Annotated in this window: 22 protein-coding genes; 15 read left to right on the forward strand and 7 right to left on the reverse strand. The window is 65.5% G+C overall.

Annotated elements, in window-relative coordinates; genetic code table 11:
- Nucleotides 1-123: 123 nt before the first annotated feature.
- The 4 genes from IPG14_RS07380 (at nt 124) to IPG14_RS07395 (ending at nt 4,514) form a co-directional block, all read left to right on the forward strand.
- A complete protein-coding gene (locus IPG14_RS07380) occupies nt 124-1,098 on the forward strand; it encodes a LysR family transcriptional regulator (RefSeq protein ID WP_343391374.1) in 975 nt (324 codons plus the stop codon).
- Nucleotides 1,082-2,335: a CoA transferase gene (locus IPG14_RS07385; RefSeq protein WP_343391375.1), complete on the forward strand. Its 1,254-nt coding sequence runs from the start codon at nt 1,082-1,084 to the stop codon at nt 2,333-2,335. Before IPG14_RS07380 ends, IPG14_RS07385 begins: the two co-directional genes overlap by 17 nt.
- 241 nt (nt 2,336-2,576) lie before the next feature.
- Nucleotides 2,577-3,530: a diguanylate cyclase gene (locus IPG14_RS07390; protein ID WP_343389083.1), complete on the forward strand. Its 954-nt coding sequence runs from the start codon at nt 2,577-2,579 to the stop codon at nt 3,528-3,530.
- A 99-nt stretch (nt 3,531-3,629) separates the two neighbouring features.
- Nucleotides 3,630-4,514, forward strand: a complete 885-nt coding sequence (locus IPG14_RS07395) for an EamA family transporter (protein WP_343391376.1) — start codon at nt 3,630-3,632, stop codon at nt 4,512-4,514.
- A gap of 15 nt (nt 4,515-4,529) precedes the next feature.
- Here the strand turns inward: IPG14_RS07395 and IPG14_RS07400 are convergent, their stop codons facing one another.
- The 3 genes from IPG14_RS07400 to IPG14_RS07410 form a co-directional block, all read right to left on the reverse strand.
- On the reverse strand, nt 4,530-5,447 hold the full coding sequence (locus IPG14_RS07400; RefSeq protein ID WP_343391377.1) for an alpha/beta hydrolase: 918 nt from the start codon (nt 5,445-5,447) through the stop codon (nt 4,530-4,532).
- 90 nt (nt 5,448-5,537) lie between these two features.
- Nucleotides 5,538-5,951 (reverse strand): OB-fold domain-containing protein, encoded by a 414-nt coding sequence (locus tag IPG14_RS07405; RefSeq protein WP_343386479.1) that lies wholly within the window; start codon nt 5,949-5,951, stop codon nt 5,538-5,540.
- Between the two features lie 86 nt (nt 5,952-6,037).
- Nucleotides 6,038-7,219 carry a thiolase domain-containing protein gene (locus tag IPG14_RS07410; RefSeq protein WP_343391378.1) on the reverse strand — a complete coding sequence of 394 codons (1,182 nt, stop codon included), beginning with the start codon at nt 7,217-7,219 and terminating at the stop codon, nt 6,038-6,040.
- A 132-nt stretch (nt 7,220-7,351) separates the two neighbouring features.
- On the opposite strand from IPG14_RS07410, the gene IPG14_RS07415 reads away from it, so the two are divergent.
- Nucleotides 7,352-7,960, forward strand: a complete 609-nt coding sequence (locus IPG14_RS07415) for a metallophosphoesterase family protein (RefSeq protein ID WP_343386477.1) — start codon at nt 7,352-7,354, stop codon at nt 7,958-7,960.
- Between the two features lie 139 nt (nt 7,961-8,099).
- Nucleotides 8,100-8,927 (forward strand): SDR family oxidoreductase, encoded by an 828-nt coding sequence (locus tag IPG14_RS07420; protein ID WP_343391379.1) that lies wholly within the window; start codon nt 8,100-8,102, stop codon nt 8,925-8,927.
- 46 nt (nt 8,928-8,973) lie between these two features.
- On the opposite strand, the gene IPG14_RS07425 is transcribed toward IPG14_RS07420, so the two are convergent.
- The gene (locus IPG14_RS07425; protein ID WP_343391380.1) at nt 8,974-10,170 is read right to left on the reverse strand and encodes a CoA transferase; all 1,197 of its coding nucleotides are present in this window, start codon (nt 10,168-10,170) and stop codon (nt 8,974-8,976) included.
- A gap of 58 nt (nt 10,171-10,228) precedes the next feature.
- Here IPG14_RS07425 and IPG14_RS07430 point away from each other — a divergent pair, with 58 nt between their 5' ends.
- Nucleotides 10,229-11,026 carry an enoyl-CoA hydratase/isomerase family protein gene (locus IPG14_RS07430; protein WP_343391381.1) on the forward strand — a complete coding sequence of 266 codons (798 nt, stop codon included), beginning with the start codon at nt 10,229-10,231 and terminating at the stop codon, nt 11,024-11,026.
- Between the two features lie 28 nt (nt 11,027-11,054).
- Here the strand turns inward: IPG14_RS07430 and IPG14_RS07435 are convergent, their stop codons facing one another.
- From IPG14_RS07435 to IPG14_RS07445, 3 genes are read right to left on the reverse strand one after another with little or no spacing between them, the layout of a single operon-like run.
- Nucleotides 11,055-11,948 carry a metal ABC transporter permease gene (locus tag IPG14_RS07435; protein ID WP_343391382.1) on the reverse strand — a complete coding sequence of 298 codons (894 nt, stop codon included), beginning with the start codon at nt 11,946-11,948 and terminating at the stop codon, nt 11,055-11,057.
- Nucleotides 11,945-12,715 carry a metal ABC transporter ATP-binding protein gene (locus IPG14_RS07440; protein ID WP_343391614.1) on the reverse strand — a complete coding sequence of 257 codons (771 nt, stop codon included), beginning with the start codon at nt 12,713-12,715 and terminating at the stop codon, nt 11,945-11,947. The genes IPG14_RS07435 and IPG14_RS07440 overlap by 4 nt, the downstream gene beginning before the upstream one ends.
- Nucleotides 12,712-13,617, reverse strand: coding sequence for a metal ABC transporter substrate-binding protein (locus tag IPG14_RS07445; RefSeq protein ID WP_343391383.1), 906 nt, complete (start codon nt 13,615-13,617; stop codon nt 12,712-12,714). The genes IPG14_RS07440 and IPG14_RS07445 overlap by 4 nt, the downstream gene beginning before the upstream one ends.
- Nucleotides 13,618-13,728: 111 nt before the next feature.
- Between IPG14_RS07445 and IPG14_RS07450 the strand changes: the two genes are divergently transcribed.
- The 8 genes from IPG14_RS07450 (at nt 13,729) to IPG14_RS07485 (ending at nt 21,015) form a co-directional block, all read left to right on the forward strand.
- Complete coding sequence (locus tag IPG14_RS07450) at nt 13,729-14,511, forward strand: enoyl-CoA hydratase/isomerase family protein (RefSeq protein WP_343391384.1); 783 nt, start codon at nt 13,729-13,731, stop codon at nt 14,509-14,511.
- The gene (locus IPG14_RS07455; protein ID WP_343386470.1) at nt 14,508-14,798 is read left to right on the forward strand and encodes a DUF2087 domain-containing protein; all 291 of its coding nucleotides are present in this window, start codon (nt 14,508-14,510) and stop codon (nt 14,796-14,798) included. Before IPG14_RS07450 ends, IPG14_RS07455 begins: the two co-directional genes overlap by 4 nt.
- A gap of 87 nt (nt 14,799-14,885) precedes the next feature.
- Nucleotides 14,886-16,124, forward strand: a complete 1,239-nt coding sequence (locus IPG14_RS07460; protein ID WP_343389071.1) for an acyl-CoA dehydrogenase family protein — start codon at nt 14,886-14,888, stop codon at nt 16,122-16,124.
- Nucleotides 16,125-16,199: 75 nt separating this feature from the next.
- Nucleotides 16,200-17,189 (forward strand): phosphotransferase family protein, encoded by a 990-nt coding sequence (locus IPG14_RS07465; protein ID WP_343391385.1) that lies wholly within the window; start codon nt 16,200-16,202, stop codon nt 17,187-17,189.
- A gap of 126 nt (nt 17,190-17,315) precedes the next feature.
- The gene (locus IPG14_RS07470) at nt 17,316-17,984 is read left to right on the forward strand and encodes a winged helix-turn-helix transcriptional regulator (protein ID WP_343391386.1); all 669 of its coding nucleotides are present in this window, start codon (nt 17,316-17,318) and stop codon (nt 17,982-17,984) included.
- Between the two features lie 67 nt (nt 17,985-18,051).
- Nucleotides 18,052-19,134: a bifunctional diaminohydroxyphosphoribosylaminopyrimidine deaminase/5-amino-6-(5-phosphoribosylamino)uracil reductase RibD gene (gene ribD / locus IPG14_RS07475; RefSeq protein ID WP_343391387.1), complete on the forward strand. Its 1,083-nt coding sequence runs from the start codon at nt 18,052-18,054 to the stop codon at nt 19,132-19,134.
- A gap of 162 nt (nt 19,135-19,296) precedes the next feature.
- Entirely contained in the window at nt 19,297-20,370 is a 1,074-nt protein-coding gene (locus IPG14_RS07480; protein ID WP_343391388.1) for a TIGR03857 family LLM class F420-dependent oxidoreductase, read from the forward strand.
- Nucleotides 20,371-20,550: 180 nt separating this feature from the next.
- Complete coding sequence (locus IPG14_RS07485; protein WP_343389066.1) at nt 20,551-21,015, forward strand: EVE domain-containing protein; 465 nt, start codon at nt 20,551-20,553, stop codon at nt 21,013-21,015.
- Nucleotides 21,016-21,090: the final 75 nt, after the last annotated feature.

Raw genomic sequence — 21,090 nt, forward strand, 5'->3', positions numbered from 1 at the left:
GTGATGATAATCATCGCTCGCGATGATTATTAGCCGCTGGTTCTTCGGGTTGGACCGAGGTCAGCCATGGGGATACGTCCAGCATCTTTGAGCAAATCATCAACATGAACGATGATTCGCCGAGTGGAGCTCAACTCACAAGGCCTGCAGTGCTTTCTCTCCGTTGCGGAACATGAGAGCTACACAAGAGCTGCTGCCGCCCTCTCCCTCTCTCAACCGGGAGTCCATCAGCACGTTCGGAAGCTGGAAGCTCAGCTCCATACAAAACTGGTCGAACAGCACGGCAAGCGTGTCGTCCTCACCGAACACGGGCGAGTGGTCTATCAGTACGCCCGCCGATCGAAGGACGAAGAGACCGACCTGATCCGTTACCTCCGAGACGATGTCGCCCTCGATCAGGGTCAGTTGCGCCTCGCCGCCGGGACCACTGCCGCCGAGTTCATCATTCCTACCATCGCCGTCCGCTTTCAACGCGAGCATCCTGGGATCTACATTCGCGTCCGTGCCACTGGCACCAACGACGAAGTGGACAACGGCGTGCTGGACCGGAGCTTTGACCTGGGCATCCATAGCGATGCCACACCGACGCCCGGCGTCGACAAGACGCCGTTCCTCTCCGACACCCTCGTCGGGATCGCTCCAGCCGAACACCGCCTGGCAAAGCTGCGGCGCCCTGTCACCCCCCTCGATATCGCGAAAGAACGGTTCGTTCACTTTGGTCCCAACGATCCGCTCAGGAACCGCCGGGCCCCGATCCAGTCACTAATCAGCGATTGGTTCACCGCTGCAGGCGTCACGGCCACCTCCCGTCTCAGCGTCGGTGCGTTAGAGGGAATCAAACGAGCCGTCCGCGATGGTGCCGGGATCGCGATCGTTTCCCAGTACTCTGTGGACCCCGCCGACAGCCGGCTTGCCACGTTCCGGCTCGCTTCTCCGCCGAAGCGGAACTTCTTTCTTGTCTCCCGCGACCGGGGATGGGAATCGAATGTGGTGCGAACGTTCCGCGAGTACGTTGTCTCCCTCACCTGGGCGGACGGAGACCTGAGGAATTTCAAGACGGCGACTGACCACAGGAGGCCGAATGCCGGGACCCTTTAGCGGACTGCGCGTCATCGAATTCGGACGCTTCATCGCCGCGCCCTATTGTGGTCAGCTCCTCGCCGATGGCGGTGCCGACGTTATCAAGGTGGAGTCGCTCGATGGAGACGAGACGCGGCGCAACGGCGCGATCGTCCCCGGAGAGGGTCGCCAGTTCTTGAACAAGAACCGCGGCAAGCGCTCGCTGGCGGTCGACCTCAGTGACCCGGAAGTCTCCGCGGCCGTCCGCGCCCTCGTCCTCAAGATGGACGTTGTGGTCGCCAACTTCCGCCCCGGACAGGCGAGACGCCACGGGCTCGACTACGAAAGCCTTTCGCGTGCTAACCCGCGGCTCATCTACGCCGAGAACACCGCCTATGGGCGCAGCGGCCCCATGGCCGATGCCCCCGGAATGGATGTCGTTCTTGCTGGATATTCTGGATTACTGAACATCACTGCTGATGGCCCAATGCCGCCCCCGGAGCCGATCATCGACTACACGGCCGGATTGCTCCTTGCCTGGGGGGTGTCAACCGCCCTCTATAACCGGGAACGCACGGGCAAAGGGCAAAGGCTCGATGTCGCACTGCTGCAGGCGGCGCTCGTCCTCCAGAACAATCACATCAACCACGTTGACGTGATCGACAACTGGAGGGAGGAGTTCGTGGAGTACCTGAAGCACGCCTTCGCAGGTGGCGCCTCGTGGGCTGACGTGCTTGCGAAGCGCGATGAGCTTCAGCCGCACGTTCCGGCGCGAGTCTACTACGGCTTCCTCCGGACCTCGGATGGGATGATTTCGATTGCCGCCATGGCCCGGCCGCTCCGCATGAAGATGATGGAAGTCGTCGGTTTCGATGACCGGTGGTCTCGCGAGCCAGGTTGGGAGCCGGAGGACGCACGCGCCTACACGGCAGCGCTCTACGGAACGGTTGAGGAGATCCTGCGGACGGACACGACCGAGAACTGGCATCGCAAACTCTCGTCGGCCGGCATCCCTTGTGGGCCTATGCGCTTGCGCGAGCAGCTCCTCGACGACGAACAGGTTCGGGAGAATGGCTTCGTCGTCCGAATGGAACACGCGACCCTCGGTGGGCTCACGGTAGTGGCTCCCCCGGTAGCGTTTTCCGAAACTCCGCTGACCGCCTCCACCGCATCTCCACAGCTCGGCCAACACACCCGTGAAGTGCTCCTGGAATCCGGTCTCGACGCGGGAACCGTCGATAGGCTGGCGGCCCGGGGGGCCATCCGCAATCCGTAGTCTCCCGGGACTTTTTCGCCGCGCGCCAGCGCTTCGCGATGCCGCCGATGCGCGAGGGATCGCTGATTGGCTCCCCATCTGGTGCCACGAAGGATTTCCCTGGCCCGTTCGCGTGCATCGTGGCGACATAACGAGAGTGTTTAGTCATCCGGCCGGTACGCACGAGGCTGCGGACTCGCAAGAATGTGTCGAAAATCAGGAGGGCGGCAAAGGGCAGGCCACTGCTGTAATGGGAGGAAGTGTGCTCAGAGTTCTTGTCGCGGAGGACGGCCGATTCACCATCCGCATGATTGAACGGGCGGTGGAACAGCTCGGACACGTGTGTGAAACGGCGTCCGACGGCTTCGACGCCATGCAGAAGTTGAAACGCGGCGGCTACCAGGTACTCGTCACGGACTGGGACATGCCGAGGATGGATGGCGTCGAGCTCTGCCGTCTCGTCAGGCGCGCGGGTCTCGATGGCTACACCTACGTCATCATGCTCACCGCGCACGACCGTCCGGAAGACATGGCCGTTGCCCTCGAGGCCGGTGTAGACGACTTTCTCACGAAGCCGCTGCAGGCCGTCGAACTCTCCGCACGGTTGCGCGTCGCCGAGCGGATCTTGAGTTGGGAATCGCAGATCCGTGCGGTCAACGAGGCCCTCCTCCAGGGCACCCGCGAGCTCGCCCGGGTGACCCAGGAGATCGACAATCTTCGCGCCCGTGCGGAAGAGGACGCCATGCATGACGCCCTCACGGGTGCGCTCAACCGCCGCGCATGGTTCGGCCAGGTTGAAACACAGGCTCACGCGGCTCTCGCCATCTTCGATATCGACCACTTCAAGCGCATCAACGACACCTTCGGTCATCCCGTCGGCGACACCGTACTCGCCGAAGTCTCGCGACTCCTCTCCGATGCGCTCGGCGAAGACGGCGTCGTGGGCCGGGTTGGCGGGGAAGAGTTCGGCGTCTGTTTCCCGGGTGCGCGGACGGATGCCGAAGCAGCCTGCCTGCGGGCAATTGCCGCGGTGCGCGAAGCGCGTTTCGCGGTCGCCGAGGGCGAACTCCGGGTGACCGTGAGCGCCGGCCTTGCTGACGCCAGCATCCACCTGGATGGCGCCTACGCTGCCGCAGACCGTGCCCTTTACGAGGCGAAGCGCGCCGGTCGTGACCGCCTGGTCGTTGCAAGGGAACCTCGGGAGGATGCCGCCTGAGGTCGGTTCCGCATCATCCCTTTCCGTAGCAACCGGTCTCTTCGGACCTGCTGGTGCCGGATACGGTAGCGGCTGCACTGGCCGGTCGCGTGGAGTGCCATGCTGCGCCAGTATGCCGCTCGACGTGACGACACACCGCCTACGAATGCCCCGGCGATGCTGATCGCGACCATCCTGGCGCTGGGTGCGGCAGTCCTCCACGCTTCCTGGAACCTCGCCCTGAAACAGGGCGGAGACCGTTACATCGCCGCCTCGCTCCAGTTCCTCTTCGGTGGGCTGCTGTTCCTCCCGGTGCTGCTCCTCGCTGGGCCCCCTCGCGGGGAGGCGCTCATCTGGCTCGCCGCCTCGACGGCAATCCACTTCGGGTACGTGACTGCGCTGACCCGCGCCTACCACAGCGGCGACTTCTCTATGACCTATCCCCTCGCTCGCGGGAGTGGGGCACTGATAGCGGCGACCGGCGGAGCGGTGCTCCTTGGCGATACGCTCCCGCCGGTTGGCGTGGCCGGGATGCTCATCGCCGCGGTCGGCTTGCTCGCCCTCATGCAGCTCGGCGGCACGCGAGAGGCCTACGCCTGGGCCCTGGCTACCGGCCTTCTCATCGCGACCTACACGCTGGTCGATACGCAGGGATCGCGCGCTTCGAACGGGCTGGGGTATGCCGCCGCCCAGGGTGTGAGCGTGGGGGTCGCGCTTTCGCTCGCCGGGCTCGCCGCCGGCAGGGGCCACGCGATCCGCGCCGCCGCGAAGCGTTCCTGGAAGCGGTACGCAGCAGCTGGCGGCGCTTCCGTGGCGGCCTACGGCATGGTGCTGGTCGCCGTGAACCACGCGCCAGTCGGTTACGTCGCCGTGCTCCGCGAGACCTCGGTTATCCTCGGCCCGATCGGTGGTTGGCTGTTCCTTCGTGAGGGCCTCGGGCGCCACCGGGCCATCGCCGCCGTGATCGTCCTCGTTGGCATCTGCGTCCTCATCGCCGCTCGCTGAACGGGTCTCGGGAAGCTAACCCAGGGCCCGGCCCACTGCCCTCCCGATGAGCCGCGCGACTTCAGACCCCTCGTCGATCGCGGGGTTGGCATAGAAGCCATGGATTTCGCCCGCGAACCTCATGAGCTCGACCGGGACCCCGGCCGCGCGCAGGCGTTCCGCATAGGTTTCGCCTTCGTCGCGCAGGGGGTCGAACTCGGCGGTGATCACGATCGCAGGCGGAAGCCCCGTAAGGTTTGTGTGGCGGAGTGGCGAAGCCTTCGCGCTCGCGCCATCGGCTTCGCTGCGAAGGTAGTGGCCCCAGAACCACTCCATCGATGCGCGCTCAAGTAGGTACCCCGCTGCGTTTTCGCGGTACGAATCCGTACCGTAATCGTAATTCGTCACGGGGTAGACCAGCGCCTGGAACGAAAGCGATGGACCGCCCGCGTCCCTGGCCAGCTGCGAAACGACCGCCGCCAGGTTACCCCCGGCACTGTCGCCGCCGACAGCCAGCCGCGAGCCATCCACACCCAGCGACGCCCCGTTCTCTGCGATCCACTGAGTGACGCCCATGCAGTCGTCAACCGCGGTTGGGAACTTGTGTTCGGGCGCCAGTCGGTAGTCCACCGAGATGACCACGCAACCGCTTGCATTCGCCATCATCCGGCAGCCGAAATCGGCGCCGTCGAGGCTTCCGATCACCCATCCACCGCCATGAAACCAGATGAGCGCAGGCTTCGCAGCCCGCGCGTCGTCGGGTCGATAAATCCGCACCGGGATCTCGGCGCCGTTCGCGGGGACCATCCGATCTTCGACGGCGGTGACCGCCTCCCCTTGCGGCCGAGGCGTCAGGGCGATCATGGCTCGGACGGCCGCCGGGTCTCCGGCGAGCTTGAAGCCGGTGGTGGCCATCACGTCGAGGACGGCACGGGCCTGCGGGTTCAGCGGCATGGGCGGCTCCTGTTGCCTCTGGTGGGATTCATTCTCTCCACCAACCCCTCTTCTCTTCCCGAAAACGGGAGAGAAGAGGGGAGGAGAGGTCTAGATCGGGCGGAAGACGGGAATGGGGTATTCGCCGCTGTCCTGCTTCTCGTAGTCAACTCGTACGCGCTGGCCGATCTTCACACCCGTTGTCGGGTCGCCGTCGACCAGCACGTTGGTGAGCATGCGAAAGCCCTCATCGAGGTCCACGTAGGCGACGGCGTACGCGCCCAACTCCTGGAAGCCGGGGATGCGGTTCTGCATCACGACCGAAAACGTGTAGACCGTGCCTTCGCCCTTCGAAACCTTCCAGGCCTGGCTTCCGCTGCCGCAAGCCTGGCAGTGGGCGGTCGGGTAGAAGTTCACGGCGTTGCAGCTGTTGCACGTCTGGTAGCGGAGTTCGCCCTCCTTGACGCCGTCCCAGTAGTGCTTTGTATCGGGTTCGGGGAAGTGCGGTTGCGGTCGATTTGGCATCTCAAAGTCCTTTCATCGAGGGGCCGGGGGCCGGGGCCGTGCGGTGATCTCCCGCACCCTCCTGGCACCCCTGTCTCAGTGGTGTACTAGTCCGCAGCGAGGACCACGGTCCCGCCGGTGTGGGTAGCGCCGAGAAGGCCCCCGTTCCCGTGTGCGACCGCGAGCTTCGCGCCGTTCACCTGCGAAGTCGATTCACCCCTGAGCTGGCGCGTGGCTTCGAGCAACAGGAACAGCCCGCGCATGCCCGGGTGGTTCGAAGAGAGGCCGCCGCCATCGGTGTTGATGGTGAGTCCCGGCTTGTCGAACGCGAGGTGGCCGTCGCCGATGAACGCCCCAACTTCGCCCTTCTTGCAGAACCCCAGGTCCTCCAGGCACGTGGCGACGGTGATCGTGAACGAGTCGTAGATCATCGCGATGTCGATCTCGCTCGGCGTCACCCCCGCCTGCGCGAATGCCGCCGGGCCGCTCTGGGCGCCGGCGCTGACCGTGATGTCGCCGCCATTTTCGCGGTACTTCGTCGCTTCGCCCGAGCCAATGACCCAGACGGGCTTCTTCTTGATGTCGCGGGCCACTTCCGGCGAAACGATCACCAGTGCGCCACCGCCGTCCGATACCATGCAGCACTCCAGTAGCCGCAACGGCGTAGCGACGACCCGTGATTCAAGCACGTCTGCCACGGTGATGTTGTCCACTTTCACGAACTGCAGGTCAGTCATCGCCTTCACTGCATCCGGGTTACGCATCGCGTGCTTGCGAGTTGCGACCGAGATCTCGGCGAGCTGTTCGTTCGTGGTGCCGTACTGGTGCATGTGCCGCTGCTTCACCATGGCGTAGTTGCTGATGAGGGTGGACCCGTATGGCGCTTCCATGTTCGTCTGCCAGGACGCGCCGCCGAACCGGCCGCCTGTGCCGATCGCCATCCGGCTCGATGCAGCGGTGGAACCGTACGTGGTGACGGCGACCCGGACCCGGCCCGCTGCAATGTCCCGCAGGGCATGGGCCGTATGGAACTCGTACGAAGAGCCGCCCACCTGGGTTGTATCGATCACCCGTGGCTTCAGGCCGAGGTATGCCGCGAGGCCGAGCCCACCTCCGCCTTCGCCGTCGCCGGCGTCGTACAACCCGTCGACGTCGCTCCACTTGAGCCCGGCGTCATCGAGAGCAGCTTTCAGTGATGCAGCCTTGATCTGCATGGCGGAAACACCCGGCGCTACGCGCAGTGGGTATTCGTGGATGCCGGCGATGGCCGCCTGGCGCGATTGACTCATGGACAACGAACCTCCTCGAAGATCGGCCGCCGTCCGCGTTGCGCGCGAGGAGATTCCCCGGTCTCCCGGGACTCCCGCGTGGTGGCTGCGACACGGCTTGTCCGCTTAGCCGCGCAAGGATAGCGTACTCGGGTGCGAATAGGGCTAATCGCCGATACCCACCTCCCATCACTCGTCCGCTCGCTCGATGAACTCGGCCCGCAGATCGCCGACGTCCTCCGCGGCGTCGACCTCATCCTCCATGCGGGCGATGTCACCGCGCCATCCGTCGTCGAGTGGTGCGCACAGTTCGCGCCGGTGCTCATCGCCGAGGGAAACAACGATATCTTTGATGACGCGCGCATGGCGAAGAAACAAATGCTGGACATCCACGGCTGGCGCATCGGCATGGCCCATGAGCTGCGCCCCGAATCGCGCCCGATCGACCAGATCCTCCAGTCCTCGCTCGATGGAGAGCGGGTTGACGTCCTCATCGGCGGCGATACCCACGTCGAGCGGCTTGAGTTTCGCGACAATGTCCTCCTCATTAACTCAGGTAGCCCCATCCTCCCGCACCACCTCTCCACCCGCCTCGGCACCGTGGGGATCCTCGAAGTGACTCCGGCCAGCGTGCGGAGCGAGATCGTGGTGCTTGGCCACTCCGAAGGCTCGGCCAACCCCTGCAAGGCGATGTACCTGGAAGTGATGGCCGAACACCTCTCCCGCCACGGTGGTGGTCTCACTGCCGAAGCGGCCCGGTAGTCCGCGCCACCACCCCTCGCCCGGCGGCTCGCGGCCGATTCAACACCGGGGCAGTGGAAGTCGCCCATCCCGGAGGCGTTCCCGGCTGGCGCCCGCGACCTGTAGGCTGCGGCTTCAACACGCTCCGCGGGGGATCCACATGCAGCCGCTTCAACTGACGGGACTCGAAGGCAAGGTTGCCATCGTCACCGGTGCTGGCCGCATGCGCAGCATCGGCCGGCCCATCGCCGTCGAGATGGCACGCGCCGGCTGCATGGTCGTGCTGACCGGTACCGGCCGGCCGCAAGATCAGTACCCCGAAGACGAGAAAGCCGCAGGCTGGCGTGATATCGACTCGGTAGTCGACGAAATCCGCGCCTTCGGCGGCACCGCTCTTGCCGTCGTTTCGGATGTCGGCGACGAAGCCGCCGTTAGGGCGCTACTCGCGAGGACTCTCGCCGAATATGCGCGCGTCGACTTCATCGTCAACAACGCCGGCGCCGCCCGGGGACGCGACCGCGTGCCAGTGGTCGACATGCCCGTAGATGCCTGGGACACGGTCATCCGCGTCAACCTGCGAGGGACCTTCTTGATGTGCAAAGTCTTCGGCCAGCACCTCATCGATGCCGGCCATGGCGGCAGCATCGTCAACATTTCCTCGATCGCCGGGAAGCTGCTTCCCCCGAACACCACCGCCTATGCCGCGAGCAAGGCCGGTATCCAGGCGCTCACTGCAGGGATGGCCCAGGAAGTTGGCCAGTACAAGATCCGCGTCAACGCGATCTGTCCGGGACTCGTGGACACCGTTCGGATCGATGACATCCGCGGGACCCCGGCCTGGGATCAGGCGACTGCCCGCATCGCCCTTCATCGTATGGGCGCCGGCGAGGAGATCGCCCACGCCGTGATGTTCCTTTGCAGCGACCAGGGCGCCTGGTTCACCGGTCAATCCATAAATCTCGATGGCGGCCACGCCGTCCAACACTGACCTTCTGCCGCTCGCACACCGGCGCGTCTCCCCGGTGTGAGTCCGGCTACGCCGTCCGCGTCGCGCCGCACTCCTTGAAAGCCGCGATCTCGTCCCAGTCGTAACCAGCGGCAAGCAGAATATCCTCGGTATCGGCGCCCAGGATCGGTCCCGCCGAATCCACACGGGGAGGGGTCGCGCTCATCCGGACTGGCGCCCCCGGCACACGCAGTCGGCCCAGGTGCGGCGTCTCGATCTCCACGAGGTACTCGTTCGCCCAGTACTGAGGGTGCTCCGACATGCCCGCGTAGTCCAACACCGGGGCATGGGGCACGCCCGCTGCTGCAAGCGGCTCCAACCACTCCGCCATCGGCCGCTTGCGGAAGATGCGGTCCAACTCCCCGACGAGCGCGTCTTTGTTTCGCGCACGTGGAAAGGGGCTTGCAAACCGCTCGTCGTCTTTCAACCAACCCTCGTCGAGCGCCTCGCAGAGCCGTTCCCAGTACTTCTGGTCCTGCGCCGCGATCGCGATGTGCCTGCCGTCTCCACACTCGTAGTTCGTGTAGGTTGCCGCCCGCCGGCGCTCGAATCCGGTCTGCTTCCCGGTGCGCAGGAACTCCATGATCTGTTTCGACTGCATCGCCACCATGCCGCCGATGAGCGACCCATCGATGTGTTGGCCGATCCCCTCCCGCTCCCGGGCCACCAGTGCCGTGGACACGCCGAAGGCAAGCAGCATCGCCCCGATCTGGTCGGCGAAGCCGCCGATGAGCGCCTGCGGGGTGCCACCCGGACCTTCTCCCTGTTCGTACATCACTCCGCTCAGTGCCTGGGCGACATGGTCATACCCTGGCCGTTCTGCCCACGGGCCGTTCCGGCCCCAGGCCGAAGCCGATGCCAGGATGATGTCCGGGCGGAGCAGCCGAAGGCTCTCGTAGCCAAGCCCCATCGCTTCCATGACCCCGGGCCGGAAGTTCTCGACGACGACATCGCATGACGGCACGAGCCGGCGGACGATGTCGATGGCCTCCGCCACCCTGAGGTCGAGTGTGATGCTGCGCTTCCCACGGTTGTGACCCTCGAAGTACGACGAAAACCCGTCGGGCCCGAGGCCGTTCGCCCGCCCTTGCTCGCCGCCGGGCGGCTCCACCTTGATGACTTCCGCGCCCATGTCACAGAGGAGCATCGTCGCGAACGGCCCCTGTTGGGCCCGCGTGAAGTCGAGGATGCGGATGCCATCGAGGGCTGGGCGGCCGTGCGGCATCGCCCGAGTCTACACCGTGTAGGATCGGCGAACGCGACACCACCCTTCGGAGCTGAACATGGCAATCGTCGAAACCGAGACCAACGGCGCGGTGTTCGTCATTCGCATGAACCGTCCGGAGCGACTCAACGCCCTCGGCAACGAACTCCGGGCTGCGCTCGCGGACGCATGGAACGAGTTCGACGAACGCAGCGAACTCGAAGCCGCTATCTACACCGGTACCGGGAGGGCCTTCTGCGCGGGAGAGGACATGAAAGAGTCGCTCCAGCGCGGCGCTCCCGGGCTCGACTCCAGCATCCGCCGCGATCCGTTCACCTCCGGGACGCTCGACAAGCCCGTGATCTGTGCGATCAACGGCTACGCCATGGGCGGCGGCTTCCAACTCGTCGAGCGTTGCGACCTCAGGCTGGCCGTCAAAGGCGCCGTCTTCGAGATGTCGGAAGCCAAGCGCTGGCTGCTCGGGGGATTCAACCACGGCCACATCGCCAACATTCCCCACGCCGTCGCCACTGAGATGGCCTTTGCGTTCCGGTTCGATGCCGAGCGGCTCTACCAGCTCGGGTTTCTGAACCGCCTCGTGGAGCCCGAAGACCTTCTGCCGGAGGCGCACCGGATGGCTGCGCACCTGATGTCGCTCCCGCCCGCTTCGCGAGCGAACACCCTCGCCATCATGCGCGAAATGCGGCCGCGCGTTGCACCGGAAGTCGACCGCTTCGCCGACCGCCTACGCGACCATGGTGCGAAGTCGGATCTGATGGAGTCCCGTGCTGCCTTCGCCGAGAAACGCGCGCCGAACTTCAAAGGCTGGGACAACCCGGAAGACCGCCACCGGCGTCCTCAGATGGAGCGCGAGTAGCACCTGGTTCGCTCGCCGAGGACACCCGTTAGCTGACTTCGATCTCTTCGTTGGTGTGAAAGTGGTGGGCGTGATGCCGGCCCCGCCGGCGCGCCCTGCTCGTCGCCAGGAGGCCGTGATTGGGCGCGAGCACGACGCACACGAGGAAGACTCCGGTCGCGGTCAGGACGATCGTCGCGCCGGCAGCCGTCGCCGCGTGGTAAGAGACGAAAAGACCCGCTACGCCGCTAAACACGGCCAGCCCCACGCTGGCCATCATCATGTAGCTGAGGCGGTCGGTCAGCAGCCTGGCGGCAGCTGGCGGCGTCACTATCAGCGCCAGGATGAGGATGTTCCCAACCGTTTGCAGGCTCACCACGATGGTCGCCGAGACCAGTAGCAAGAGGAGCAGGTCAAGCGCGAATACCGGGTAGCCCGCAGAACGGGCCATCGTGGGGTCGAATGCGGTCAGCGTGAACTCCTTCAGCAGGCCAAGGAGGATGCCGCCCACGATCAGCGCGACCACCAGCGTGACCCATACGTCCGTCGTCGAAACACCAAGAATGTTCCCGAAGAGCAGCGAGCCCAGGTCCTGGCGGAAGCCCCCCTGACGGCTCAGGATGACTACCCCCAGGGCGAAGAACGCCGCGAAGATGACCCCGATCGCCGAATCTTCGCTTACACGGCGGGAGCGCGACAGGATCCCGATCCCGAGAGCAGTGAGCGACCCGAAGATGAACGCCCCGAACAGGATGCTCCGCCCCGCTACGTACGAGAGCACGACGCCTGGGAAGACGGCGTGCGCCAGGGCGTCGCCGATGAACGCCAGCCCGCGCAGCACCACAAAGCAGCCCACCAGCCCGCAGAGGACGCCAATGATGACGACTTCCATCAGCGCTCGCTGCATGAAGGGGTACTCAAGCGGCTCGGTCAGCCAGCTCATGAGGCCGCCTCGAAGACCGCCACCTGTCCGCCGAACGTGGTGCGCAGGTTCCCTGGAGTGAAGGTCTCGGCGGTAGGCCCGAAGGCAACCATCCTCCGGTTCAGGCACATCACCATGTCCATCGTCGCTTGCACTTCCGCCAGGTCGTGAGTCGCGATGAGGACCGAAATGCCCGCCCGCGCGAAGTCCTGGATGGCCCCATGGAATACCTCGCGGTTCTTCACGTCGATGCCCGTGAACGGCTCGTCCAACAGGACCAGTTCCGGGTCCTGGACCATCGCACGCGCGAGGAACACGCGCTGTTGCTGCCCGCCCGAAAACTGCGAGATATGGCGGTCGCCCATGCCTTCCAGTCCCAACCGCGCCAATGCTTCATCCGCCCGGCGGCGGTCTTCGCGCCCGGGCCAGCGAAGCCAACCAACCGACCGATAACGGCCCATCAGCACCACGTCACGCGCCGTCACCGGGAAGTCCCAGTTCACCTCTTCCCGTTGCGGCACGAAGGCGACGTGCGAGGCGCTCTCGCGGATCGGCTTACCGCCGAGGCGGATGCTGCCCGCGGACGGCGTGTGGACGCCGGCGATCGCCTTCAGCAGCGTGCTCTTGCCGCTCCCGTTCGGCCCGATCAGCCCGACCACCATCCCGGCCGGGATCCGCGCCTCGACTCCGCTCAGCGCCGTGTTCGCCCCATAGCTGACGGAGAGCCCTGCAATTTCAAGCGCAGGGCCGCCGGACGCCGAACCTGGGGCCTGTGTCTCAGCCGTTATCGCAGTGCCTCCGCGATCTTGCGTGCGTTTGCAAGGAGCATCCCGTCGACGGTTTCGGCGCCACTGCCCTTCTCCCCGAGGGAGTCAGCATACAGGCCTTCAACGATCCTCACGCCGGTGTCCTCCGCGAGTTCGCGGGCGACTTTCGGGTCGACCTCCTTTTCGGCCAGTATCGCCTTCACCCCTTGCGTCTCGATGAGGTCCTGCAGTTCGGCGAGCTCCTTCGCCGAGGGCTGCGCGTCTTTGCTCGCCGTGGGGATAATCGCCCCGATGAAGACGATGCCGTACCGGTCGAAAAAGTAGCCGAGTGCGTCATGGTTGGTGACCACCCTGCGGTTCTCGGAAGGGATTTGGTCGATCAGCCTCCGGATCTCCGCGTCCGTCTCGTCGAGCGTCTTCTTGTAGGCCTCGCCGTTCTGGGCGAACGCCGATGCGTGTTCCGGGTCGGCTTCGCTGAGAGCCGTGACAATGTTGTCGACCATCGACTTCGCATTTGCAGGGCTGTGCCAGACGTGCGGGTCCGCCTCGCCGTCTCCAACCCTGAGGTCGATGTCATCCGTGACCGTGACGACGGTGCCCTTCGTGCCCGAACCTTCGATTGTCGAGTCGAGCCAGTCGTCCAGGCCGAGGCCGTTGCGCAGGATCACGCGCGCCGCGGCGATCTTCTTCGCCGCGAGGGGACTGGGCTCGTAGTCGTGGGCGTCAGCCCCGGCTGAAAGCAGCACCGTCAGCGCGACGCCTTCGCCGGCGACCGCCCGGGTGAGCGCGCCGATCTGAGTCGTCGTTGCAACAACCTGGATCCCCGATCCTGTCGTCTCCGGTCCGCCGCCGCCACACGCGCTCGCCGCGACCACTGCAAAGATGAAAACGATGAGTGCGGAGAGACGGGCGAGGAGACTCACGGGTGCTACCTGAGATTCAGTATCAGTTGCATCATAGTGAGATGAAGTCTCATTAGCAACAACTTGCCGAACTCCTTTCCCGCGGGCGACTATGCCGCCGGAGGAGCAGCCATGGAGACGATTCGCATTGAACGCGACCGGGAACTGCCCGGCCTGGTCACAATCACGCTCGCACGCCCCGGCAAGTTGAACGCGATCAACTTCCGGATGCACGCGGAAATCCAGGAGGCATGCCGCAACCTCGCCGACGATGCGGATGCCCGCGTTGTCATCTTCACTGGCGAAGGGCGCGCGTTCTCCGCCGGGGCCGACCTGGGTGGGAGCACCTCTGACCCGAACCGGCCCGCACTCGCGGCGGCGAACGCGGAGCCCTCGCCACTCCGCGAGCGAATTCGGTCGAGCGCCGGGAACCGGACTTCGGCGGCGATCGAAGGCCTGGACCAGGTCACTATCGGCGCGGTCAACGGCCTCGCGATCGGCGGTGCAGTGGTCTTCCTCTCGTGCATGGACATTCGGCTGGCTTCCGCATCCGCCTGGTTCTCCATCCCGGAGGTGGACCTGGATATCCCGTTGACCTGGAATGCGTTGCCCCGCCTCATGCGCGAGCTCGGCCCTGCCCGGACCAAGGAACTGGTCATGTCCTGCGACCGGTTTTCGAGCGAAGATGCGCTGCGGTGGGGGTTCCTGAACCACCGCGTCCCGGATGGGGAGGCTCTCCCCAGGGCCCGGACGCTGGCCGAGAAACTGCTGAAGAAAGACCCGGTCTCGCTGGCGTTGACCAAGACAACCTGCAACGCCCTCGCCGAGGCCATGGTCCCTGCGAACATCACGCACGCCGACCGGGACTACCTCGTCCTCGCGCGGCTGCTGGCATCCGAAAGTCGCCACGCATGACCACACCCACTCCCGCCGAAGCGGCCCGCGAGTTGGGCCACTGGCTCGATCCGCAGGGCCGGCTGAAGCAATGGCCAACCCGGCGAAAGCACCAGCGGGCGGCCGCCTTCTACCTCATCGCGAAGTTCGAACGCGGCCGCCGCTACAACGAGTCCAGCGTGACCGAGGTCCTGGACCGATGGGCGCCCTTCCGCGATGCCGCGCTCCTGCGCCGCACCCTCGTGGAAGAAGGCTTGATCGCCCGCACGCCCGACGGGCGGGAGTACTGGACAACCTCCGGCGAGTAACCCGGCCTCGTCCCATGTGACTGGAATCCCTTGCCCTATCGCGCTACAGTTCCTCTTCCTCCAAATCACCCAAGGATGCCCACCGAAATGACTGCCCCCCACGCCCACGCCACCGATCGCAAGCTCACAGACGCCGAGGTTCAGGCCCTTCGTGAACGGGTCAAGACCTTCATGGAGTCGGATATCTACCCGAACGAGGACTTCTTCCACCATCACAGCCCGCGCCGGAGCACCGAAGGCGTAGCCAGGATGAAGGAACTCCAGGCCAAGACGAAAGCCATGGGCATGTGGGCGCCCCACCTCCCGTCTGAGGCCGGCGGCATGGGGATCGGTTTCATGCCCTACGTCTACATGAATGAAATCCTCGGCCGGAGTCCCATCGCCCCACTGGCGTTCGGCTCCCAGGCCCCGGATTCCGGGAACGCCGAGATCCTCTGGCAATTCGGCTCGAAGGAGCTGCAGGATAAGTACATGAAGCCGCTCGTCAACGGCGATATCTACTCCTGCTACTCCATGACCGAGCCTGAAGTCTCCGGGGCCGACCCCACGAACCTCCAGACCACTGCCCGGCGCGATGGCGACGAATGGGTCATCAACGGCCACAAGTGGTTCACCAGCCAGGGCGAAGGTGCAACCTTCGCCATCGTCATGTGCGCCAGCGAGCTCGACCAGCCGCCCCACCGCCGCATGAGCCAGATCGTCGTCCCCGCCAACACTCCCGGCTTCGAGATCGTCCGGCCTGTCCCGGTGATGGGCGAAACCGAAGGCTCCCACGCTGAAGTCCGCTACACCGATGTCCGTGTGCCGCTCACGAACATCCTGGGCGAAGCCGGAGGCGGATTCCGCATCGCCCAGAAGCGCCTCGGCCCTGGCCGCATCCACCACTGCATGCGCTGGCTCGGCCAGATGCAACGCGCCTTCGAACTCATGATCGAGTACTCGCTCCAGCGCGAGGTCTACGGCTCGACGCTCTCGGAGAAGCAGACCGTGCAGAACTGGATCGCCGATTCCTACGTCGAAATCCAGGCGTCTCGGGCGCTCACCCTCAATGCAGCCAAGAAGATCGACCAGGGCGATGAGGCCCGTGTCGAGATCTCGGCCATCAAGTTCTTCGGCGCCAAGGTCCTCCACGATGTGATCGACCGCGCAATCCAGGTCCACGGCGCCCGCGGCGTCTCCGGCGACACCCCGCTCGAAGGGATGTACCGCAATGCCCGCGGAGCCCGCATCTACGATGGCCCGGATGAAAGCCACCGCATGGTCGTGTCCCGCCGCATCCTCCAGAGCTTCAAGGCCGGCAACAAGTGGGACTTCGGCGTCCAGTAGGCTCGGACCAGCCGCGGATCACACCCCGAGGCGGTGGGCCAGCGCCCGCCGCCTCGTTTCATTCCGGAGGGGAACATGGAACTCGAAGAAGTCGGGAACAGGCTCGTCCCGTTCATCCGGACGAAGCTGCAGGACCCGAACGCCACCATCGAAAATGTCGCCAAAGGCCCCGGTCACGCCGGATTCTCCTACTTCTTCGACACGATCTCCGATGGCCTGCGCACCAGCTACTTCCTGCGCCTCCCTCCCCCCGGGGTGAAGCACGAGGGCACTGCCGATGTTATGCGCCAGGTCGCGGCTATCCGTACGCTCCAGGGCACGAACGTCCCTCATGCCCCGATTCTCTGGGCCAGCGCCGATGAGGACTGGTTCGGTGTGCCCTACTTCGTCCAGCCGCGCCTCGATGGCGACACCCTCAAGGACGAATGGCCCCTCCAGTTTTCGGATGCACAGCTACGGGCGATGGCCAGGGATGCAATGACCGCCCTCGCCGGCATCCACAAGGTCGACCCGGCGAACGCCCCCTACCTCGGGCAGTTCTGGGGTTACGAATTCGATGTAACCCGTTGGGACCGCTTCTACGAGCGCGCCGCCGAACCTGAACTCCTGGCACTCCAGCCGCGCGTGAAGCAGCTCCTCCTCGAAAACATCCCCCACGACGCGCGCATCGCCGTCTATCACGGCGATTTCCAGTGGTCGAACCTGCTCTACTCGCGAAAGGCGGAACTCCTGGCCGTCATCGACTGGGAGCTCTGCGGCATCGGTCCCACCCTGAACGACCTCGGCTGGATCTGCGCCTTCAGCGATCCGGAAGCCTGGGCTCACACCCAGCCGACCCGCATGCCCCACGGCGACGAACTCGAAACCTGGTACCGCGAGGGCTACGGCGAAGTCGAGGGCAACGTTCGCTGGTTCAAGGCGCTTGCCATGTACAAGTTCGGGATCATCAGCGGCTTCAACCTCATGCTGCACCGGCGGGGGAAGCGCGATGACCCTCACTGGGAGGACATAAAGCCTTCCATGAAGAGCAACATGGAGTACGCCCTCAAGATGCTCACGAGCTGAGCTCCGGCCTCGAAAACGCGGGCTCGCCGGTCCCCAATCAACAATTCGACAGAATTTGTCGAGAATTCTCCGGGGAAAGGTTTTCCCCCGTCGCCTATTGGCAGTGCGGCGGTATGGTAGGGATACATGCAGCTTCGCGCCTCCGGCGGAGGTCTGGAATTTCTGAGCCAGGCCCGCCAAACGCTTCTCATCGCGATCAAGAGCGATGGTCAAGCTACGACGGAAGAGCTTGCTCGCGAAACGTTCCTCTCCCCCGGCGCCGTCCGGCAGCACCTGCTTGGCCTCGAAGCGCTGGGCCTGGTCACGTTCGTCCGCCTTCGCAACGGCCCCGGCCGGCCCCGCCACATGTTCCGGCTCACTGCCAGCGGCGAGAGGATGTTCCCCCAGCTCTACGCCGAAGTGGCCAACACCCTCCTCGCCGCTATCGAGGCCGAGGATTCCTCCGTCGTCGAACGCATCGTCGGCCGCCTGGTCCAGGAGCAGGTCCAGCTCGCCGGACAGCTCGTCCTCGCCGGCTCGCGTCCCGAACGCCTCCTCGAACTCGTGCAGTTGATCGAGCGCTTCGGCTACTTCCCGCGCCTCGAAGTCGTCGATGAGAGTCCGGCCGAGCTCACCCTCCGCCACTGCCCCCTCCTCAGCGTCGCGACCCGCCATCCAGGCATCTGCCGGGTCGAGTGCGAGTCCATGCAACGTGTCCTTCCGGGCGCCACCATCACGAGGACGGCGCATCGCCTCGAGGGCGACCCGAACTGCAAGTACCAGATCACCTGGGACTCGACTTCTCCCGAGGACTGAGTCGAAGCAGTCATCTTCCGCGCGCCACCGCTCGCGGCATGCGGCCCCGCTCCCCTACGCTTGTCCCGTGCAAGCCTCCACGTTCATGCAGGTGGCAATCGATTCCGCCCGGGCCGTCCGGGGCCGCACCAGCCCAAACCCATGGGTCGGAGCGGTCGTCGTCCGCGACGGTAAAGTCGTGTCCATCGGGGCTACCGCGCCCTACGGCGGCCCCCACGCCGAAGCTGCCGCCCTCGCCGGCGTCGATGCCCGCGGAGCCACCCTCTACACGACCCTCGAACCCTGCATGCCATTCGAAGGCAAGAGGACGCGCCCTTGCGCTGAAGCCATCATCGAGGCGGGCGTCAGTCGCGTAGTAATCAGCCTCAGCGATCCCCATGCGCCCGTGCGCGGTCAGGGTGCAGCCTTCTTGAGGGCACAGGGCATCCAGGTCGATCTTGGCGACGGCTCCGAGGCCGTGACGGAACTCCTTCGGCCCTACCTGAAGTTCCGCCAGACCGGCCTCCCATACGTCATTGCCAAGTTCGCCATGAGCCTCGACGGAAAGGTCGGCGCGCCCTCGGCCGGTATCACGTGGCTCACTTCTGAGCCCGCGCTCGCTCGCGCCCACCAGGACCGCGCCTGGGTCGACGCCATTCTCGTCGGCAGCGGCACCGTCCTGGCCGACGACCCGGCGCTCACCGCCCGGGAAGCGGGCTCACTTCTCGCTCGCCAGCCGCTGCGCGTGATCCTGGACGGCCGCGGCCGCACGGACCCTGCTGCGCGCGTGCTGGGGCCTGGTGCGCTCGTCGTGACGAGTAAGTCTTCGCCGCAGTGGCGTCGAGCCGTGGCAGCCACCGGCGCGGAGCTCCTGGAACTCGACTACCGCGAAGCCGGCATCGACCTCCGTGAGCTGCTGCGGGCGCTCGGGCAATGGGATATCGTCTCGCTCATCGCCGAAGGCGGCCCATCCGTCCTCGCGTCGTTGTTCGATGGTGGGCACGTCGACGAAGTCCACGCCTACGTCGCCCCGCTGATCCTCGGCCAGTCAGGCATTCCGCTCGTCCCCTCGGGGCCCGGGCCGGCCCCGTTCGCCCTCCGCGAAGTCGCGATCGAACCGCTTCCCCCGGATGTCCTCATTCGCGGATACACAGGCGACTGGTCGCCGTAGAGCGGCCCGTTGCCCCAACCAGAGAGTCCTTCGGGGCCATGAACATGCCGATGCCTTCCAGGGAGCCATCGCCGTGTACCATTCGCGATGCGTCAGGCGGCAGGCCAGTTTGCCCGGCCACGGCGACCGCCGGCACGGCGGGGTCAGCCGCGGAGGGTACCCATGGAACGAATGAACGAACTCGGCTTCTACACGCTGGCGGGAGCGCCCCGCTCCCCGCGCGATCTCATCGATGAAGTCCGGCAGGGCGAGGCGATGGGCCTCGGGTCTGCGTTCATCTCGGAACGCTTCAACATCAAAGAGGCCGCCACGCTCTCGGGCGCCGTCGGTGCGGTATCCACGGAGATCGGGATCGCGACGGCGGCCACCAATCACAACACGCGGCACCCGATGGTGACCGCTGCCTATGCGATGACCATGCATCGTTTCACCGATGGACGGTTTTCGCTGGGCCTCGGACGCGGGATTGGCCCAATGTTCGATCGATTCGGGCTGGGTCGGATCACGACCGCCCAGATTGAGGACTTCGTCGGCCTCATGAGGCGCATTTGGAGGGGCGAGGTGGTCGTTGGCCATGACGGACCGGCCGGCCGCTATCCGCTGCTCGCGATGCCTGGCTACGCTGAGCACATCCCAATGACCTTCACCGCCTTCGGCCCGAACTCGCTCGCGCTGGGTGGGCGCGCGTTCGACGCCGTAGTGCTCCATACCTTCTTCACCGATGAGACAACAGACCGCTGCGTGCGCGCCGTCAAGCGGGCGGCTGAAGAAGCCGGGCGCGACCCTGCCAGCGTCAGAGTCTGGTCCTGCTTCGCCACGATTGGCGACCACCTTCCCGCCGACCTAAGGCTCAAGAAGACCGTCGGCCGGATGGCCACCTACCTCCAGGCCTATGGCGACCTGATGGTCTCCACGAACCGGTGGGATCCCGCGGTCCTCCAGCGGTTCCGGGCGGACGACCTCGTCCGCGGCTTTCCGGGCGCCCTCGACACGCTGGCGACCACCGAGCAGCTCGAGCATGTCGCCACGCTCATCCCGGACGAATGGCTCGCGTCGGCGGCCACGGGGAGCCCTGAGCAATGCGTAGCCAAGATCCGGGGTCAATTCGAACTCGGCTGCGACGGCGTCATCCTGCACGGGGCGAGCCCGGCAGAACTCGCCCCGATCGTCGAGGCATACCGGCGGCAAAGGCCGCCCGCACAGTTCAGCCACCTCGCCGCCAACCCGGCCGGTTAGCGGCCCTTCGCGGGCGCCGCGGGTTGCCTGCAAGACGACACATCAGCCCGGGCGCCCGGGGCCGGGGATGAGGCGGAACCCGTCGCTGGTTGGTGGCCGCGACCTCCCATGGCTCTCCCGCGGCGTCCTCGTCGGCCATTACACTGGAAACCGGGCGCCCTAACGGCGTAGGAGGATCACATGGCACGGAACTGGGTTGTCGTCGGAGGCCCCGAAATCTTCGCGAAGACACGCGAACTGGGCTTCACCCGCCACGGCTTCAAGAGCACGCGGCGCAACATGGCCAACAGCATCCAGCCGGGTGACCTGCTCGCCTTCTATGTCACAGGCCGAAAGCAGTTCGCCGCCATCGCCCGTGTCACCACCCCCGTCGTCGAAGAGCACACCCGCATCTGGCAGAGCGATAAGAAGCCAAACGAGATGTACCCCTACCGCGCCGGCATCGAGAAGGTCATCGTCCTCGATGACGACCAGTGGCTGGACGCCGAGCCCTACCACGACCGCTTCCAGTGGACCCAGAAGTGGCCGCGCGCCAACTGGACGCTTGCCTACCAGGGCAACCTTCATGAAGTCCCACAGGAAGACATGGACCTTCTCCTGGCTGACATGAAGGCGGCCAGAGCAAAGCCCGTATCAGCGAACTGAGCCGCCTTCGCCCGCTCACTTCCCGCTGTCTTGGCCCTTTGTAAAATCTTGTCGTAATATCCGCGCCCACTACGG

Origin of the sequence: Candidatus Amarobacter glycogenicus, assembly GCF_016704105.1 — a bacterium.
GTDB classification, from domain to species: Bacteria; Chloroflexota; Dehalococcoidia; order Tepidiformales; family Tepidiformaceae; genus Amarobacter; species Amarobacter glycogenicus.

Bases quoted from the DNA above. Each gene is read 5' to 3' on its own strand.
- IPG14_RS07485 (WP_343389066.1), top strand. From the start codon at position 20,551: ATGGCACGGAACTGGGTTGTCGTCGGAGGCCCCGAAATCTTCGCGAAG.
- IPG14_RS07425 (WP_343391380.1), bottom strand. From the start codon at position 10,170: ATGCCGCACGGCCGCCCAGCCCTCGATGGCATCCGCATCCTCGACTTC.
- IPG14_RS07455 (WP_343386470.1), top strand. From the start codon at position 14,508: ATGACCACACCCACTCCCGCCGAAGCGGCCCGCGAGTTGGGCCACTGG.
- IPG14_RS07430 (WP_343391381.1), top strand. From the start codon at position 10,229: ATGGCAATCGTCGAAACCGAGACCAACGGCGCGGTGTTCGTCATTCGC.
- IPG14_RS07460 (WP_343389071.1), top strand. From the start codon at position 14,886: ATGACTGCCCCCCACGCCCACGCCACCGATCGCAAGCTCACAGACGCC.
- IPG14_RS07450 (WP_343391384.1), top strand. From the start codon at position 13,729: ATGGAGACGATTCGCATTGAACGCGACCGGGAACTGCCCGGCCTGGTC.
- IPG14_RS07420 (WP_343391379.1), top strand. From the start codon at position 8,100: ATGCAGCCGCTTCAACTGACGGGACTCGAAGGCAAGGTTGCCATCGTC.
- IPG14_RS07480 (WP_343391388.1), top strand. From the start codon at position 19,297: ATGGAACGAATGAACGAACTCGGCTTCTACACGCTGGCGGGAGCGCCC.
- IPG14_RS07385 (WP_343391375.1), top strand. From the start codon at position 1,082: ATGCCGGGACCCTTTAGCGGACTGCGCGTCATCGAATTCGGACGCTTC.
- IPG14_RS07410 (WP_343391378.1), bottom strand. From the start codon at position 7,219: ATGAGTCAATCGCGCCAGGCGGCCATCGCCGGCATCCACGAATACCCA.
- IPG14_RS07400 (WP_343391377.1), bottom strand. From the start codon at position 5,447: ATGCCGCTGAACCCGCAGGCCCGTGCCGTCCTCGACGTGATGGCCACC.
- IPG14_RS07395 (WP_343391376.1), top strand. From the start codon at position 3,630: ATGCTGCGCCAGTATGCCGCTCGACGTGACGACACACCGCCTACGAAT.
- IPG14_RS07435 (WP_343391382.1), bottom strand. From the start codon at position 11,948: ATGAGCTGGCTGACCGAGCCGCTTGAGTACCCCTTCATGCAGCGAGCG.
- IPG14_RS07405 (WP_343386479.1), bottom strand. From the start codon at position 5,951: ATGCCAAATCGACCGCAACCGCACTTCCCCGAACCCGATACAAAGCAC.
- IPG14_RS07465 (WP_343391385.1), top strand. From the start codon at position 16,200: ATGGAACTCGAAGAAGTCGGGAACAGGCTCGTCCCGTTCATCCGGACG.
- IPG14_RS07470 (WP_343391386.1), top strand. From the start codon at position 17,316: ATGCAGCTTCGCGCCTCCGGCGGAGGTCTGGAATTTCTGAGCCAGGCC.